The organism is Rhodanobacter thiooxydans (assembly GCF_030291135.1).
Taxonomy (GTDB): domain Bacteria; phylum Pseudomonadota; class Gammaproteobacteria; order Xanthomonadales; family Rhodanobacteraceae; genus Rhodanobacter; species Rhodanobacter thiooxydans_A.
Genome location: NZ_CP127409.1, coordinates 946952 through 961777 on the forward strand (window position 1 = coordinate 946952; position 14826 = coordinate 961777).

At 68.6% G+C, this 14826-nt stretch carries 14 protein-coding genes; 13 read left to right on the forward strand and 1 reads right to left on the reverse strand.

Annotation, left to right across the window (positions count from 1 at the left end; all coding sequences use genetic code 11):
- Positions 1–97 precede the first annotated feature (97 nt).
- From fabA to QQA13_RS04145, 8 genes are all read left to right on the forward strand, one after another.
- Positions 98–613 carry a 3-hydroxyacyl-[acyl-carrier-protein] dehydratase FabA gene (gene fabA / locus QQA13_RS04110; protein ID WP_008439404.1) on the forward strand — a complete coding sequence of 172 codons (516 nt, stop codon included), beginning with the start codon at positions 98–100 and terminating at the stop codon, positions 611–613.
- Between the two features lies 1 nt (position 614).
- Positions 615–1823, forward strand: coding sequence for a beta-ketoacyl-ACP synthase I (fabB, locus tag QQA13_RS04115; protein ID WP_108471030.1), 1209 nt, complete (start codon positions 615–617; stop codon positions 1821–1823).
- A 35-nt stretch (positions 1824–1858) separates the two neighbouring features.
- On the forward strand, positions 1859–2518 hold the full coding sequence (gene trhA / locus QQA13_RS04120) for a PAQR family membrane homeostasis protein TrhA (RefSeq protein ID WP_108471031.1): 660 nt from the start codon (positions 1859–1861) through the stop codon (positions 2516–2518).
- 76 nt (positions 2519–2594) lie between these two features.
- Positions 2595–3338: a deoxyribose-phosphate aldolase gene (gene deoC / locus QQA13_RS04125; RefSeq protein WP_108471032.1), complete on the forward strand. Its 744-nt coding sequence runs from the start codon at positions 2595–2597 to the stop codon at positions 3336–3338.
- Complete coding sequence (locus QQA13_RS04130) at positions 3335–4669, forward strand: thymidine phosphorylase (RefSeq protein WP_108471175.1); 1335 nt, start codon at positions 3335–3337, stop codon at positions 4667–4669. The genes deoC and QQA13_RS04130 overlap by 4 nt, the downstream gene beginning before the upstream one ends.
- Entirely contained in the window at positions 4666–5874 is a 1209-nt protein-coding gene (locus QQA13_RS04135; protein WP_108471033.1) for a phosphopentomutase, read from the forward strand. Before QQA13_RS04130 ends, QQA13_RS04135 begins: the two co-directional genes overlap by 4 nt.
- A gap of 10 nt (positions 5875–5884) precedes the next feature.
- Positions 5885–6601, forward strand: a complete 717-nt coding sequence (gene deoD, locus QQA13_RS04140; protein WP_108471034.1) for a purine-nucleoside phosphorylase — start codon at positions 5885–5887, stop codon at positions 6599–6601.
- Between the two features lie 283 nt (positions 6602–6884).
- Entirely contained in the window at positions 6885–7496 is a 612-nt protein-coding gene (locus QQA13_RS04145) for an HD-GYP domain-containing protein (protein WP_199909810.1), read from the forward strand.
- Positions 7497–7760: 264 nt separating this feature from the next.
- Here QQA13_RS04145 and QQA13_RS04150 read toward each other — a convergent pair whose 3' ends face one another.
- The gene (locus tag QQA13_RS04150; protein WP_108471177.1) at positions 7761–8114 is read right to left on the reverse strand and encodes an ArsR/SmtB family transcription factor; all 354 of its coding nucleotides are present in this window, start codon (positions 8112–8114) and stop codon (positions 7761–7763) included.
- Between the two features lie 198 nt (positions 8115–8312).
- Between QQA13_RS04150 and QQA13_RS04155 the strand changes: the two genes are divergently transcribed.
- From QQA13_RS04155 to QQA13_RS04175, 5 genes are all read left to right on the forward strand, one after another.
- Positions 8313–8519, forward strand: coding sequence for a YgaP family membrane protein (locus tag QQA13_RS04155; protein ID WP_108471035.1), 207 nt, complete (start codon positions 8313–8315; stop codon positions 8517–8519).
- Between the two features lie 28 nt (positions 8520–8547).
- The gene (locus tag QQA13_RS04160; RefSeq protein WP_108471036.1) at positions 8548–8931 is read left to right on the forward strand and encodes a DUF302 domain-containing protein; all 384 of its coding nucleotides are present in this window, start codon (positions 8548–8550) and stop codon (positions 8929–8931) included.
- A gap of 146 nt (positions 8932–9077) precedes the next feature.
- Positions 9078–10373, forward strand: coding sequence for an NAD(P)/FAD-dependent oxidoreductase (locus QQA13_RS04165; protein ID WP_108471037.1), 1296 nt, complete (start codon positions 9078–9080; stop codon positions 10371–10373).
- Between the two features lie 106 nt (positions 10374–10479).
- Positions 10480–11571: an efflux RND transporter periplasmic adaptor subunit gene (locus QQA13_RS04170; protein ID WP_108471038.1), complete on the forward strand. Its 1092-nt coding sequence runs from the start codon at positions 10480–10482 to the stop codon at positions 11569–11571.
- On the forward strand, positions 11568–14825 hold the full coding sequence (locus QQA13_RS04175) for an efflux RND transporter permease subunit (RefSeq protein ID WP_108471039.1): 3258 nt from the start codon (positions 11568–11570) through the stop codon (positions 14823–14825). The genes QQA13_RS04170 and QQA13_RS04175 overlap by 4 nt, the downstream gene beginning before the upstream one ends.
- The last annotated feature ends 1 nt before the right edge of the window (position 14826 follow it).

Genomic DNA, 14826 nt, shown 5'->3' on the forward strand with positions numbered 1-14826 from the left:
TCAATGCGCGCGCGTACGGGCTGGCATGGTTGATCGGCGTCAAGACAGGACGGCGCGCAGCTGGCACACTGGGCGTTCCTCACCCCGCGAGTATTTCATGACACGTCCTTCCTCCTTCGACTACGAACAGCTGCGTGCCTGCGGTCGCGGCGAGCTGTTCGGCGACGACAATGCCCGTCTGCCTTCGCCGCCGATGCTGATGTTCGATCGCATCACGCAGATTTCCGAGGAAGGTGGTGCCTACGGCAAGGGTCTGATCCATGCCGAAATGGACATCCATCCGAAGCTGTGGTTTTTCGACTGCCACTTCATCGGCGATCCGGTGATGCCCGGCTGCCTCGGCCTGGATGCGATGTGGCAGCTCAGCGGCTTCTTCCTGCCGTGGCTGGGCGAACCCGGTCGCGGCCGCGCGCTGGGCGTGGGCAACGTGAAGTTCTCCGGCCAGGTGATGCCGACGGCGAAGCTGGTGCGCTACGAGATCGACATCCGCCGCGTGATGCGCGGCAAGCTGCGGCTGGTGATCGCCGACGGCAAGACCTTCGTCGACGATCGCCTGATCTACGAGGCCAGCGACATGCGCGTCGGCCTGTTCCAGACCACCGAGGGTTTTTGAGATGCGGCGTGTCGTAGTGACGGGCATGGGCATCGTGTCGTGCCTGGGCAATCTTCCGGCCACGGTGGCGCGCGCGCTGCGCGACGGCCAGAGCGGCATCCGGGCGATCCCGGAATACATCGAGCGCGGCCTGCGCAGCCACGTGGCGGGCGTGCCGCAGATCGACCTGGACGCCGCGATCGACCGCAAGCTGAAGCGTTTCATGGGCGATGCCGCCGCCTACGCCTACGTGGCGATGCGTTCGGCGATCGCCGATGCAGGGCTGGCCATCGAGCACATCCGCCATCCGCGCAGCGGCGTGATCGCCGGTTCCGGCGGTGGCTCCGCACAGTGGCAGATCGAGACCGGCGACATCCTGCGCGAGAAGGGCGTGCGCAAGATCGGCCCGTACATGGTGCCGCGCACGATGTGCTCGACTGTGTCCGCTTCGCTGGCCACGGCCTTCGGCATCCTGGGGCTGAGCTATTCGATCTCCGCGGCCTGCGCCACCTCGGCGCACTGCATCGGTGCCGCCGCCGACCTGATCCGCCACGGCGCGCAGGACGTGATGTTTGCCGGCGGCGGCGAGGAAGAACACTGGGGCATGACCGCACAGTTCGACGCGATGGGTGCGCTCTCCAGCCACCACAACGACACGCCGGCTACCGCCTCGCGTCCCTATGACACCGGTCGCGATGGCTTCGTCATCGCCGGCGGTGGCGGCATGCTGGTGCTGGAGGAGTACGAGCACGCGAAGGCGCGCGGCGCGCACATCCACGCCGAGCTGGTCGGCTACGGCGTCACTTCCGACGGCGCCGAGATGGTGGCGCCGTCGGGCGAAGGCGCGGTGCGCTGCATGCAGATGGCGCTGGCCGGCGTGGACGCGCCGGTCGACTACCTCAATACCCATGGCACCGCCACGCCGCTGGGCGACATCGTCGAACTCAATGCGGTGCGCGAGGTGTTCGGCAATGCGGTGCCGCCGCTGTCCTCGACCAAGGCATTGACCGGCCATTCGCTCGGCGCTGCCAGCGTGCACGAGGCGATCTACAGCCTGCTGATGCTCAACGAGGGTTTCATGGCCGGTTCGGCGCACATTGACGAACTCGACCCGCGCGCCGAGGGTTTCCCGATCCTGCGCGAAAGCCGCCCGGCGAAACTGACCACGGTGATGTCGAACAGCTTCGGCTTCGGCGGCACCAACGGCACCCTGGTATTCGCCAGGGTGTGACAGCGCGCTCCGGCCGACACAGAGAAGCCACCGGCATGTCACCGACCCGCACCGCCACGATCGCCCGGCCGCAGAGCTGGCGCGAGGAGCTGGCCAACAGCCTCAGCCACGGGCTGGGCCTGCTGCTGGCTATCGCCGGCTTGCCGGTGCTGGTGGTGCGGGCCGACCACCTCGACAGCGGCTACGCGATGGCCGGCGCGCTCAGTTTCGGCGGCAGCGCGGTGCTGCTGTACCTGGCCTCGACGCTGTACCACGCGATGGCGCATCCGAAGGTCAAGGCGGTCCTGCGCGCGCTCGACCACGCGGCGATCTACCTGCTGATCGCCGGGACCTATACGCCGATCACGCTGGGCGTGTTGCGTGGCGGCTGGGGCTGGGGGCTGTTTGGCCTGGTCTGGGGCCTGGCCCTGGCCGGCATGCTGTTCAAGGCGCTGGGCGGGATGCGCTTCCCGCACGTTTCCACCGCGCTGTACCTGGCCATGGGCTGGGTGGGCGTGATCGCGATCCACCCGCTGTGGGTGCGCATGGAAGCCGGCGGGCTGGCGTGGCTGGCCGCCGGCGGGTTGGCCTACAGCCTGGGCGTGGTGTTCTTCGTGCTGGACGAGAAGCTGCGCTACAGCCATTTCATCTGGCACCTGTTCGTGCTGGCCGGCACCACCTGCCACTTCTTCGCCGTGCTGCTCTACGCGTTCTGATCGACTTGCCGCAGGTCAAGGAAGCTCCCGTCTGCGTGGCCTAGGCTGCATCGCCGACGATCCGTGGAGTAGCCCCGTGCCCGACGACATCCGCAGCCCGCGCGCTCTGGCGACGCGTCTGCTGTCCCTGCTTGACCTGACCAGCCTGGGCGAGAACGACACGCCGGCGCAGATCGACGCGCTGTGCGCAGCCGCGCTGGCCGCGCCGGTGCCGCCCGCGGCGCTGTGCGTCTACCCGGAGCACGTGGCCGGCGCACGGCGCCAACTGCAGGGCAGCGCGATCAGGCTGGCGACGGTGGTGAATTTCCCCGATGGCGGCGGCGACCCGGCGCGGGTCGAGCGCGAAACGCAGCGGGCGCTGGCGGCCGGTGCCGACGAGATCGACCTGGTGCTGCCGTACCGCGCGCTGCTGGCCGGCGACGTGGCCGTCGCCGGCGCGGTGGTGCGCGCCTGCCGCGCGGTGTGCAGCGACGGCATCGTGCTCAAGCTGATCGTCGAGAGCGGCGAGCTGGGCAGTGCCGAACGCATCCGCCAGGCGTGCGCGATCGGGCTCGAGGCCGGCGTGGATTTCCTCAAGACCTCCACCGGCAAGGTGTCGGTCAACGCGACCCTTGCGGCCGCGGCGGTGATGCTCGACGCGATCGCCGAAGCAGGCGGGCGCTGCGGCTTCAAGGCGGCCGGCGGCATCCGCACGCTGGCCGATGCGGCCGCCTATCTGGAACTGGCCGAGGCGCGGCTCGGCGCGGGCTGGGCCGACCCGGCGCATTTCCGCATCGGCGCCAGCGCGCTGTTCGGCGAACTGGTTGCGGCAGCGTGGTGAACTCGCAGCGTGCCGCCGGCCTGATCCGCTGCAAGCGCGACGGCGGTGAACTCGATGCCAGCGCGCTGCGTGCGGTGGCGCAGGGCATCGGCGACGGTTCCTGGAGCGAGGGCCAGGTCGCGGCGTTCGCGATGGCGGTGGCGTGGCGCGGCATGAGCACGCTGGAGTGTCGCCAGTTCACCCTGGCGCTGCGCGATTCCGGCCAGTGTCTGCGCTGGGATGATCTGCCCGGACCGACGCTGGACAAGCATTCCACCGGCGGCGTCGGCGATGGTGTGAGCCTGCTGCTGGCGCCGTTGCTGGCGGCGTGCGGCGGTTATGTGCCGATGATTTCCGGCCGTGGCCTGGGGCATACCGGCGGCACCCTGGACAAGCTGGAAAGCGTGGCCGGCTACGACGTTCATCCGGGCATGGCGCGCTTGCGCCAGGTCGTCGAAGGCGTGGGCTGCGCCATCGTCGGTCAGGGCGACGAGCTGGTGCCGGCCGACCGCCGGTTATATGCGGTGCGCGACGTCACCGCGACGGTGGACGTGGCCGAGTTGATGGTGGCCTCGATCCTGTCCAAGAAACTGGCCGGCGGCGCGCAGGCGCTGGTGCTCGACATCAAGATCGGCAATGGCGCGCAGTTGCCGGGTGTGGCGGCAGCGCGCGATCTGGCCGAACGCATGCTGGCGACGGCGCGGGGTACCAGCCTGGACGTGCGCGTGGTGTTCAGCGACATGGACCAGCTGCTTGGCCGCGAGGCAGGCAATGCGCTGGAGCTGCGCGCCGTGCTGGACCTGCTGCGCGATCGTGGCGACAACCCGCGGTTGCGTGCACTGACCCTCGAACTGGCTGCCGAGCTGTTGTGCATGGGCGGCCTGAGCCGTGACCGTGCCGGTGCCGGGCGGCGCGTGCGCGCCGCACTGTCCTCGGGCGCTGCCGCGGAGCGCTTTGCGCGGATGGTGTCCGCGCTGGGCGGTCCGGCCGATCTGCTGGAGCGGCCGGATGCGCATCTGGAGAGCGCACTGGTCCAGCGCGTGGTACCGGCATCTGCATCGGGCCATGTCGCCGCGGTCGACGTGCGGGCGCTGGGGCAGGTGGTGGTGGATCTGGGCGGTGGACGCACGCATCCGGGCCAGGCCATCGATCATGCCGTGGGCCTGGCCGAGGTGGTTGGGCGGGGCGACCTCGTCGATGCTGGCCAGCCGCTGGCGATCATCCACGCGCGCACGGCGCCTGCGGCGGACAAGGCCGAGGCGAGCGTGCGTCAGGCCTTCCGTATCGCGCCGGAAGCCCAGCCTTGCGCACCGCTGTGGCAATGGCACGCGCCGATGGAGCAGATGGCATGAACCGCGCGATCTGGCTGGTACTCGATTCGCTGGGCGTGGGCGCGGCGCCGGATGCCGCAGATTACGGCGATGCGGGTGCCGATACCTTCGGCCATATCGCCGCCGCCTGCGCCGCCGCACCACGCGGCCCGTTGCGCCTGCCAAATTTCACTACGCTGGGCCTGCCGCAAGCACATGCCGCGGCGCATGGGCAGCCGGCGCCGGGCTTCGGGAAATTACCCGCGCCCGCGGGCCTGTGGGGTTACGCGGTGGAGCGCGCCTGCGGCAAGGACACGCCGTCCGGCCACTGGGAAACCGCCGGCGTGGTGCTGAGCGAACCGTTCGGCGTGTTCGCGCAGGCCGAGCAGTCGTTTCCGCCCGCCTTGCTGCAGGCGCTGATGACGCAGGGCGGACTGCCCGGCGTGCTCGGCGATTGCCATGCCTCCGGCACCGAGATCATCCAGCGGCTCGGCGCGGAGCATCTGCGCAGTTGTCGTCCGATCGTCTACACCTCGGCCGATTCGGTGTTCCAGGTCGCCGCACACGAGCAGGCGTTCGGCCGCGATCGCCTGTACCGCCTGTGCGAGCTGGCGCGCCGGCTGCTCGCCGACTACAACATCGGCCGGGTGATCGCGCGGCCGTTCACCGGCACGGCCGAATCCGGTTTCAGTCGCAGCCCGCATCGACGCGACTACGCCCTGCCGCCACCGGCGCCGACGCTGTTCGACGCGCTGCTGGCCGCAGGTGGCGAGGTGGTCGCGATCGGCAAGATCGGCGACATCTTTGCCCACCGCGGCGTGTCGCGCTGCATTGAGGCGCACGGTCACGACGAGCTGTTCGACGCCACGTTGGCTGCCATGGCGCAGGCTGGCGAAAGCAGCCTGATCGCGACCAACTTCGTCGATTTCGACATGGTGTATGGCCACCGGCGCGACGTGTTCGGTTACGCCGCCGCGCTCGAGGCGCTGGATGCGCGGTTGCCGGAGCTGCTGCATGCGCTGCGCCCGGGCGACCTGCTGGCGATCAGCGCGGACCACGGCTGCGACCCGACCTGGCCGGGCAGCGACCACACTCGTGAATGCGTGCCGGCGCTGCTGTTCGGGCCGGGTCTGGCGCCGCAGGCGCTGGGCCGGCGCGACAGCTTCGCCGACATCGGCCAGAGTCTGGCCGTCCACCTGGGTCTGCCGCCGCTGGCGGCCGGCCGCAGCTTTCTTCCCTCTGCATGACCGCCATCGCATGAGCACACCCCATATTGATGCCGCCCCGGACATGATCGCCGACACCGTGTTGCTGCCTGGCGATCCGCTGCGCGCGCGGCACATGGCCCACGAATTTCTCGATGACGGGCGCGAAGTGAACACGCGCCGCAACATGCTCGGCTACACCGGCTTCTATCGCGGCATGCGCGTGTCGGTGATGGGCAGCGGCATGGGCATTCCCTCCTGCGCGATCTATGCGACCGAACTGACTCGCGTGTTCGGCGTGCGCCGGATCGTGCGGGTTGGCACCTGCGGCGGCGTGGGCGATATTGAACTGGGCGACTTGCTGCTGGCACAGGCGGCGTCGACCGATTCGAACTTCAACCGCCTGCACTTCGGTGGCCATGACCTGGCTGCCTGCGCCGATTTCGGCCTGATGCGCGCGGTGGTAGACACCGCTGCGGCACAGGCGATCGGCCTGCGCGTCGGCGGCGTGTTCAGCACCGACTGCTTCCATGGCGGCGACCCGGAGCTGGCCGCGCGGCTGCAGCAGCACCGCATCCACGGCATCGAGATGGAATCGGCCGGCCTCTACGGCGTGGCCATGCGCGAGGGCTTCCAGGCACTGTCGGTACTGACCGTCAGCGACCACGTGCAACGCGGCACACACATGCCGGCCATGCAGCGCGAGCAGGGCCTGTCGCGGATGACCGCGCTGGTACTCGACAGCCTGCTGTCGGCCCCGGCCGGGTGATCAGGGCAGGACGATCAGGGCAGGTTGATCAGAACAGGTTGATCAAAGCTGGTTAGTCAGAGCGGGTCGATCGGGTCACGCCGACCGGAGCCGCACGCTCCGGCCGCATGCCCGGCCCGTCGTGCTGGTAGCCGTTGCTTGCACCGACTACAGCTTGCAGCGGCGTCGGTACCAGCCGCTGGCCGGGTATGCCGCGGAGCGCTGGCGCGATAAGATTTCGGTGGACGCGTGCTGCCGGGCGGTGACTCGGCGGCATGGCACTGCGACAGCAGCGGAGGCCATCGTGAGCGACGAATACATGGAAGCGTGGTTTTCGCGCGTGGAGCCAGTGCTGGACGCTGCGCTGGAGCGGCGCGACATTCACACGTCGGCCCATTGCGGGCGAGTCGGTTGGCTGGCCCTGGCGCTCGCGAGGGATATTGGCCTGGCCGACGAAGAACTGCTGATTCTGGATGTGGCGGCCCGGTTTCACGATGTGGGGAAGATCGGTGTCCCTGATGCGATCCTGCACAAACGCGGGGCGCTGAACGACGCCGAGTGGGAAATCATGAAGGGCCATAGCCTTCACGGTGAGCACATCATACGGATGGATCCGGAGTTGCCCTTTGGTGACGAGATCGCGCTGGCTGTGCGCCACCATCATGAGCACTATGATGGCGCCGGTTACCCGGATGGCTTGCGCGGACGAGCCATTCCGCTGCCGTCGCGAGTGCTGTCTGTGACGGACAGCTACGACGCGATACGCAAGCGTCGCGCCTACCACGCACCCCAGTCGCACGAATCCACGGTGGCCATTCTGGCCAGCGAGCGGGGCACCAAGCACGATCCGCAGATCCTCGATGCGTTCCTGGCACACGACAGGAACTGGTTCGACCCGCCGGGCGTGCACGACTAGCACAGGCGAATCACGCGATTTTCAGTACCTGCATGCCCGGCTCGCCGTGCCGGTATTGGTCACGTCCAGGGTGCGCGGCGAAGCAACGCGCGGACCAGGCCAGCAGCAACCGACCGAACATGATCGCCTCAAGCTCGGGCATCCCATGCTGTTAGGCGTGCGTCGCCTCGCGCAGTTTGCCGTTGCTGGAGTTCTACCCGGGAAAGGCGCGGACGTCGGCCTGGTCGCGGAAGCCCGCGTCGACGGCACCGGCAGCGGTGGTTGTCAGCCGGTGCTGCGCGTGCGGGCGGGCGCCGGCTGCGCGCGCCGGCGCTTGGCGCCGCGCGAGTCGGCGTCGACTGCGCAGTAGATTCCGTACAGCGTGGCGATGATGGCGTGCGCGGGACCCGCGGGCAGGGTGTACCACACCGTCTGCGCCTCGCGCCGGGTGTTGACCAGGCCTTCGTCGCGCAGCCGGGCCAGGTGCTGGGACAGCGCCGACTGGCTGAGTTCGGGCAGTTGTTCGTTGATCTGCCCCACCGACATCTCGCCGTCCAGCAGCAGGCACAGCATGCGCAGGCGTTGCGCGTTGCCCAGGGTCTTGAGCAGCTGCGACGCTTCTTCGGCGCGCGACTGCATGAGGTCAAGATCCGCATCGGCAAGGATGTTCAACTTCGGATTCTTCCGGGAGGGTGCGGCTGTCTGTTTCATGGGGTTGACTTTACCACAAAGATCTAATTAAGATAAATCTAATTTAGATTAGATGAATTCTCAGTCTACCGCCCGGTCCATGCCGGCCGGTTGCACACAAGGTTCCACTCACTTCAGGAGTTCGCCATGAACGTCGATCGCATGGTTCTGGGTTTTGCCGGCACGGTCGTGCTGGTCGGTATCACGCTGGCGCATTTCGTGGCGCCCGGCTGGATCTGGCTGTCGGTGTTCGTGGGCGCCAATCTGCTGCAGTCCTCGTTCACCGGCTTCTGCCCGCTGGCGATGCTGCTGCGCAAGCTGGGTCTCAAGCCCGGCTGTGCGTTTCCATCCTGAATGCCGTCCCGTCCGATCGAGGTGAACCGTGTATTACATCGTTGAAACATCGAAGACACCGGAACAGGCCGCGGCCGACCTGGCCGAGTCCGTCGTGCGCCATGGCTTCGGCGTGCTGCATGTGCACGATCTGGGTGCCACCCTGCGCAGCAAGGGCGTCGCGTTCGGGCGCGAGTGCAAGGTGTTCGAAGTGTGCAATCCGCGCCAGGCGGCCAGCGTGCTGGCGGCGGACATGCGACTGAACATGGCGTTGCCGTGCCGCGTCTCGGTCTACACCGACGCCGGCAAGACCTGGATCGGCATGATCCGGCCGGTGCCGATGCTGGGCATGCTTTCGAGCGACCCCGCCCTGGTGGCGACGGCCAACGAGGTGGAGCAGGTGGTCACGCGGATCATCGACGAGGCCAGGTAATCGATGTCGGCGCAGCTCACCGATGATGTCTGTGCGACCCCGGCTTGCCGGCAATCAGCGATTTACTGCTGACTTGATCGAACTCAAGTCCGTTTCGTTCCTGGCAGCGCACGCTGTCAGCAACCCCTGAGCAGGAGGAGTCTGCCATGTGCGACGTCGTCATCATCGGTGCAGGTCTGGGCGGCATGAGCGCCGCCTACGAAATCAAGGCTGCGCTGGGCGCCGCTCACCGGGTCACGGTGGTCGGCGAGGGGCGTCAGTTCTCGTTCACGCCATCCAACCCCTGGGTCGGCATCGGCTGGCGCCAGCCGGCCGACGTGCAGATCGACGCCGCGTCGGCGTTGGGCCGGCACGATATCGCGTTCGTCGATTCGCCGGCCAGCGCGGTCCACCCGGCGGAAAACCGCGTGCTGCTGCAGGATGGCCGCGAGCTGAAGTACGACTATCTGGTCATCGCCACCGGTCCGCGGCTGGCCTTCGACGAGATCCCCGGGCTGGGGCCGCTCGACGGCTACACGCAATCGGTCTGCACCACGCCACATGCGACGACAGCCTGGCACGCGTACCAGGATTTCCTGAAAGCGCCCGGCCCGGTGGTGATCGGCGCCGCCCAGGGTGCGAGCTGTTTCGGCCCTGCCTATGAGTTCGCGATGATCCTGGACACCGACTTGCGCCGGCGCAAGCTGCGCGACCGCGTGCCGATGACTTTCGTGACGCCGGAGCCGTACATCGGCCACATGGGCCTGGGCGGCGTCGGCGATTCCAAGGGCTTGCTGGAGAAGGAGCTGCGCCAGCGCCATATCAAGTGGATCACCAACGCACGCATCGACCAGGTCGAGCCTGGCCTGATGCACGTCAGCGAACATGACACGCGCGGCCAGGTGCTGCAGACCCATGCGCTGCCGTTTGTCTACTCGATGGTGATCCCCGCGTTCACCGGCGTGGCCGCGGTACGGAGTGTCGAGGGCCTGGTCAATCCGCGCGGGTTCGTGCTGATCGACAAGCACCAGCGCAATCCGGCATTTCCGAACATCTTTTCCGCCGGCGTGTGCGTGGCGATCCCGCCGGTGGAAGCGACGGCAGTGCCGACCGGGGCGCCGAAAACCGGCTTCATGATCGAATCGATGGTCAGCGCGCTGACCGCCAACATCAAGGCCGCCATCGACGGCACCCCTGCCATCGCCGAGGCGACCTGGAACGCGGTGTGCCTGGCGGACATGGGCGACAGCGGCGCGGCGTTCGTGGCCATTCCGCAAATCCCGCCGCGCAACGTCACCTGGGCGAAGGAGGGCAAGTGGGTGCACCTGGCCAAGGTCGCGTTCGAGAAGTACTACATGCGCAAGATCCGCTCGGGCAACACCGAGCCGGTGTACGAGAAGTACGTGATGAAGGCCATCGGCATCGAGCGGCTCAAGCCCGGGACGCAGCCCGGCCGTCAATGATGCATGCCGCAGGGTCATTGCCCGGGCGGTCGCCCGGGCCTGCCGGGTCTGTCCGCCGGCAACCCGTTCGTGTCGTTTCCCGATCCACTGCCGAGAGTCCGTTGCCATGAAGTCTGTCCTGCGCCATGTCGCCATGTCGCTTGTTGTCGTTGCGCTGGCCGGTTGCGGCAACCGGAATCCGCCGGCCGCCACGCGGGGTGCGTCGCCGGCGTTGGCTGGCCTGGTCGTGCACGCGCAGGCGGCGCGTGACGAACAGGTCTGGGATGGCGTGGTGGAGGCGGTGAACCAGGCCACCATCACCGCACAGACCAATGCGCGGGTGATCGAGCTGCCGCATGACGTCAACGACGTCGTGGCCAGGGGCGACGTGCTGGTGCGCTTCACCGACGTCGAGCAGAAGTCGGCGCGCAGCGCGGCGCAGGCGCAGGTCGCCGCGGCCGAGGCGACCTACCGGGAAGCTGCCGCGACGTACGAGCGGATCAAGGCGGTCTACGCGAAGGGTTTCGTCTCCGCCACGCAGATGGATCAACAACGCGCCCAGCGCGACGCGGCGCAGGCGGCACTGGCGTCGGCCCGGGCCCAGTCCGAGCAGGTGGGCCAGGCGCTGGACTACACGGTGCTGCGCGCGCCCTATGCGGGCATCATCACCCGGCGCTATGTGCAGGTGGGCGAGGCGGTGCAGGCCGGTCCGCCGTCGCCGCAGCCGTTGATCGCGCTGCAGTCGCTGGACGAGCTGCGGGTCAGCGTGCAGGTGCCGCAGAGCGCGGTCGACGCCATCCGCCGTTTCCATGCGGCCGATGTGCTGCCCGGCGGCGACGGCGCGCGGCGAGTGGCCGCCAGCAGCGTCAAGGTGTTTCCGTATGCCGACCCGGACACGCACACCTTCACCGTGCGGCTGCAGTTGCCCGCGGGCGACAGCGGCCTGTACCCGGGCATGACGGTGAAGGTCGCCTTCGCCACCGGCGAGGCGAAGCGCCTGCTGCTGCCGGCCAGTGCGCTGGTGCAACGTGGCGAGCTGGTCGGCGTGTACGTGCTGGACGAGCACGGCGTGGCCCTGCGCCAGCTGCGCATCGGCCATCGTATCGCGGACAAGGTCGAGGTACTGGCCGGGCTCGATGACGGCGAGCGGATCGCCACCGACCCGGCCGCCGCCGCGCGCTGGCTGACGGCCGATCACCGTGCAGGAGCGGCGCCATGAGCGAATCACGGCTGGGCTTCTCCGGCGGCATCGCGCACGCCTTCCAGACTTCGCCGCTGACCCCGATCCTGGCGATCGCGGCGCTGCTGCTGGGCCTGGTCGCGGTGATGATCACGCCGCGCGAGGAAGAGCCGCAGATCGACGTGACCATGGCCAACGTGATGGTGCCGTTCCCCGGCGCCGACGTGCGCGACGTGGAGAACCTGGTGGCGTTTCCGCTGGAGCAGAAGCTGGCCGAGCTGGAGGGCGTCAAGCACGTCTACTCGGTGAGTCGGCCCGGCATGGCGGTGATGACGGTGGAGTTCCAGGTCGGCGTGCCGCGGCAGGCCGCGATCGTGCGGCTGTACAACCAGGTGTTCCAGAACCAGGGCTTCGTGCCGCCCAACCTGGGCGTGGGCCAGCCATTGGTGCGGCCGATGGGCATCGACGACGTGCCGGTGATGGCGCTCACGCTGTGGAGCGATGACCCGGCGCAGGGGCCGGTGCAACTGGCCGAGGTGGCGCACACGCTGGAGACCGAATTGAAGCGCGTGCCCGGCACGCGCGACGTCTACACCATCGGCGCGCCCGAGCGTGCGGTGGTGGTGGACCTGGATGCGGCGAAACTGGCTGCCTACGGCATGGCGGTCGGCGACCTGGCGAATGCCTTGCGCGCGGCCAACGTGGTCACCCAGGCCGGCGACCGCGTGACGGACAACCGCGAGGTGCCGGTGACCGCCGGACGCTTCCTCGCCGACGCAGCGGACGTGGCGCAGCTGGTGATCGGCCTGAAGAACGGCCAGCCGGTATTCCTCTCCGACGTGGCCACGGTCCGTCAGGGTGCCGACCTGCCCAGCCGCTATGTCTGGTTCGGCGCGCCCGCCGGCAAGGCCGGTCCCGCCAGCGGCAACGCCCCGGCGGTGACCCTTGCCGTGGCGAAGAAGCCTGGCACCAACGCGGCCGACATCACCGATGCGATCGCCACGCGCCTGCACGCGCTCGAAGGCGTGGCGATCCCTGCCGGGATGCACGTCGCGGTGACCCGCGACTATGGCCGGACCGCCACCGACAAGGCGGACAAGCTGATCCACAAGCTGATCTTCGCCACCTTCTCAGTGGTGCTGCTGGTGTTGCTGACGATGGGCTGGCGCGAGGCGATCGTGGTCGGCAGCGCGGTGATCATCACCCTGGCGCTGACCCTGTTCGCCTCGTGGGCGATGGGCTTCACCATCAACCGCGTCTCGCTGTTCGCGCTGATCTTCTCGATCGGCATCCTGGTCGACGACGCGATCGTGGTGGTGGAGAACATCCACCGGCACATGGCGCTGGGCGGACGCTCGCTGCGCGAGGCGATTCCCGCGGCGGTCAGCGAGGTCGGCGGGCCGACCATCCTGGCTACCTTCACGGTGATCGCCGCGCTGCTGCCGATGGCGTTCGTGTCCGGCCTGATGGGGCCGTACATGCGGCCGATCCCGATCAACGCCTCGGCCGGCATGCTGCTGTCGCTGGCGGTCGCGCTGGTGGTGACGCCGTGGCTGGCGCTGAAACTGCTTGGCCGCCACCGGCACGCCGATACCGCGCCGGCGGACCGCGGTACCGCAGAAGGCGACGCCGCGAACGGCAGCCGCCTGCACCGCGTCTTTCGTCGCCTGATGCTGCCGTTCCTCGACGGCGACCGCGCGCCGCGCCGGCGCCACCTGCTGTTTGCCGCGATGGGCGTGCTGGTGCTGGCCGCGGTGGGGCTGGTGGTGGTCAAGGCGGTGGTGCTGAAGATGCTGCCGTTCGACAACAAGTCCGAGTTCCAGATCGTGGTGGACATGCCCGAGGGCAGCACGCTGGAGCGCACCAACCGCCTGCTCGGCGAGCTGGCGCAGGCGGTAGCGAAGGTGCCCGAGGTGATGAACTGGCAGGGCTACGCCGGCACCGCCGCGCCGATCACCTTCAACGGCCTGGTGCGCCAGTATTACCTGCGCAGTGGCCCGATCGTGGGCGACCTGCAGGTGAACCTGGTCGACAAGCACGAGCGTTCGCGCCAGAGCCATGCCATTGCGCTGGCCGTGCGGCCGGCGCTGGCGAAGATCGGTGCGCGCTACGGCGCGTCGGTGAAAGTGGTTGAGGTGCCGCCCGGGCCGCCGGTGCTGGCGCCGATCGTGGCCGAGGTCTACGGTCCCGACTACGCCGGCGTGCGCCGCATGGCGCTGGAACTGGCACGGAAATTCAGGGCCAACCCTGACATCGTGGATGTCGACACCAGCGTGGAGGCGGACGCGCCACGCGAGGTGCTGGTGGTCGATCGCGCACGCGCCGCGCGGCTGGGGCTGGACCAGGCGGCCATCGCGCAGGTATTGCGCACGGCACTGTCCGGCGACGACGCCACCTACCTGATGGACGGCCACGCGAAATACGCGGTGCCGATCCGCCTGCGCCTGAATGCCGGCGACCAGGCAGCGATGGGGCAACTGCTGGCGCTGCGCGTGCGTGCACGCAGCGGTGTGCTGGTGCCGCTGTCCGAGGTGGTCGGCGTGCAGCCGGCAGATCGTGACAAGGCGATTTACCACAAGGATCTGCTGCCCTATGCCACGGTCACCGGCGACGATGCCGGCGCCACCGACAGCCCGCTGTACGGCATGTTCTCGCTGGTCGGCGAACTCGGCCACGAACGGCTGGACGGCCAGCTGCTGCAGCAGCATTTCACCGCGCAGCCCACCGACACCACCCGCGCCGCGGTGAAGTGGGACGGTGAGTGGCAGATCACCTTCGAGACGTTCCGCGACATGGGGCTGGCCTATTCGGTCGGCCTGCTGCTGATCTACCTGCTGGTGGTCGGCCAGTTCAGGAGCTACGTGGTGCCGCTGATCATCATGGCGCCGATTCCGCTGACCGTGATCGGCGTGATGCCAGGGCACGCCCTGCTCGGCGTGCAGTACACCGCCACCTCGATGATCGGCATGATCGCGCTGGCCGGCATCATCGTGCGCAACTCGATCCTGCTGATCGACTTCATCAACCACGCGCTGGCCGCCGGGCAGCCGCTGCGCGAGGCGGTGATCGACGCGGCGGCGGTGCGCGCCAAACCCATCGTGCTGACCGGCCTGGCGGCGATGATCGGCGGCTTCTTCATCATCGACGACCCGATCTTCCAGGGCCTGGCGGTGTCGTTGATCTTCGGCATCCTGGTCTCGACCGCGCTGACCCTGCTGGTGATCCCGCTGCTGTACTACGTGTGGCTGCAACGCCATCCGGCCGCTGGAACACCCGCCATCGAAGGAGCTTGAA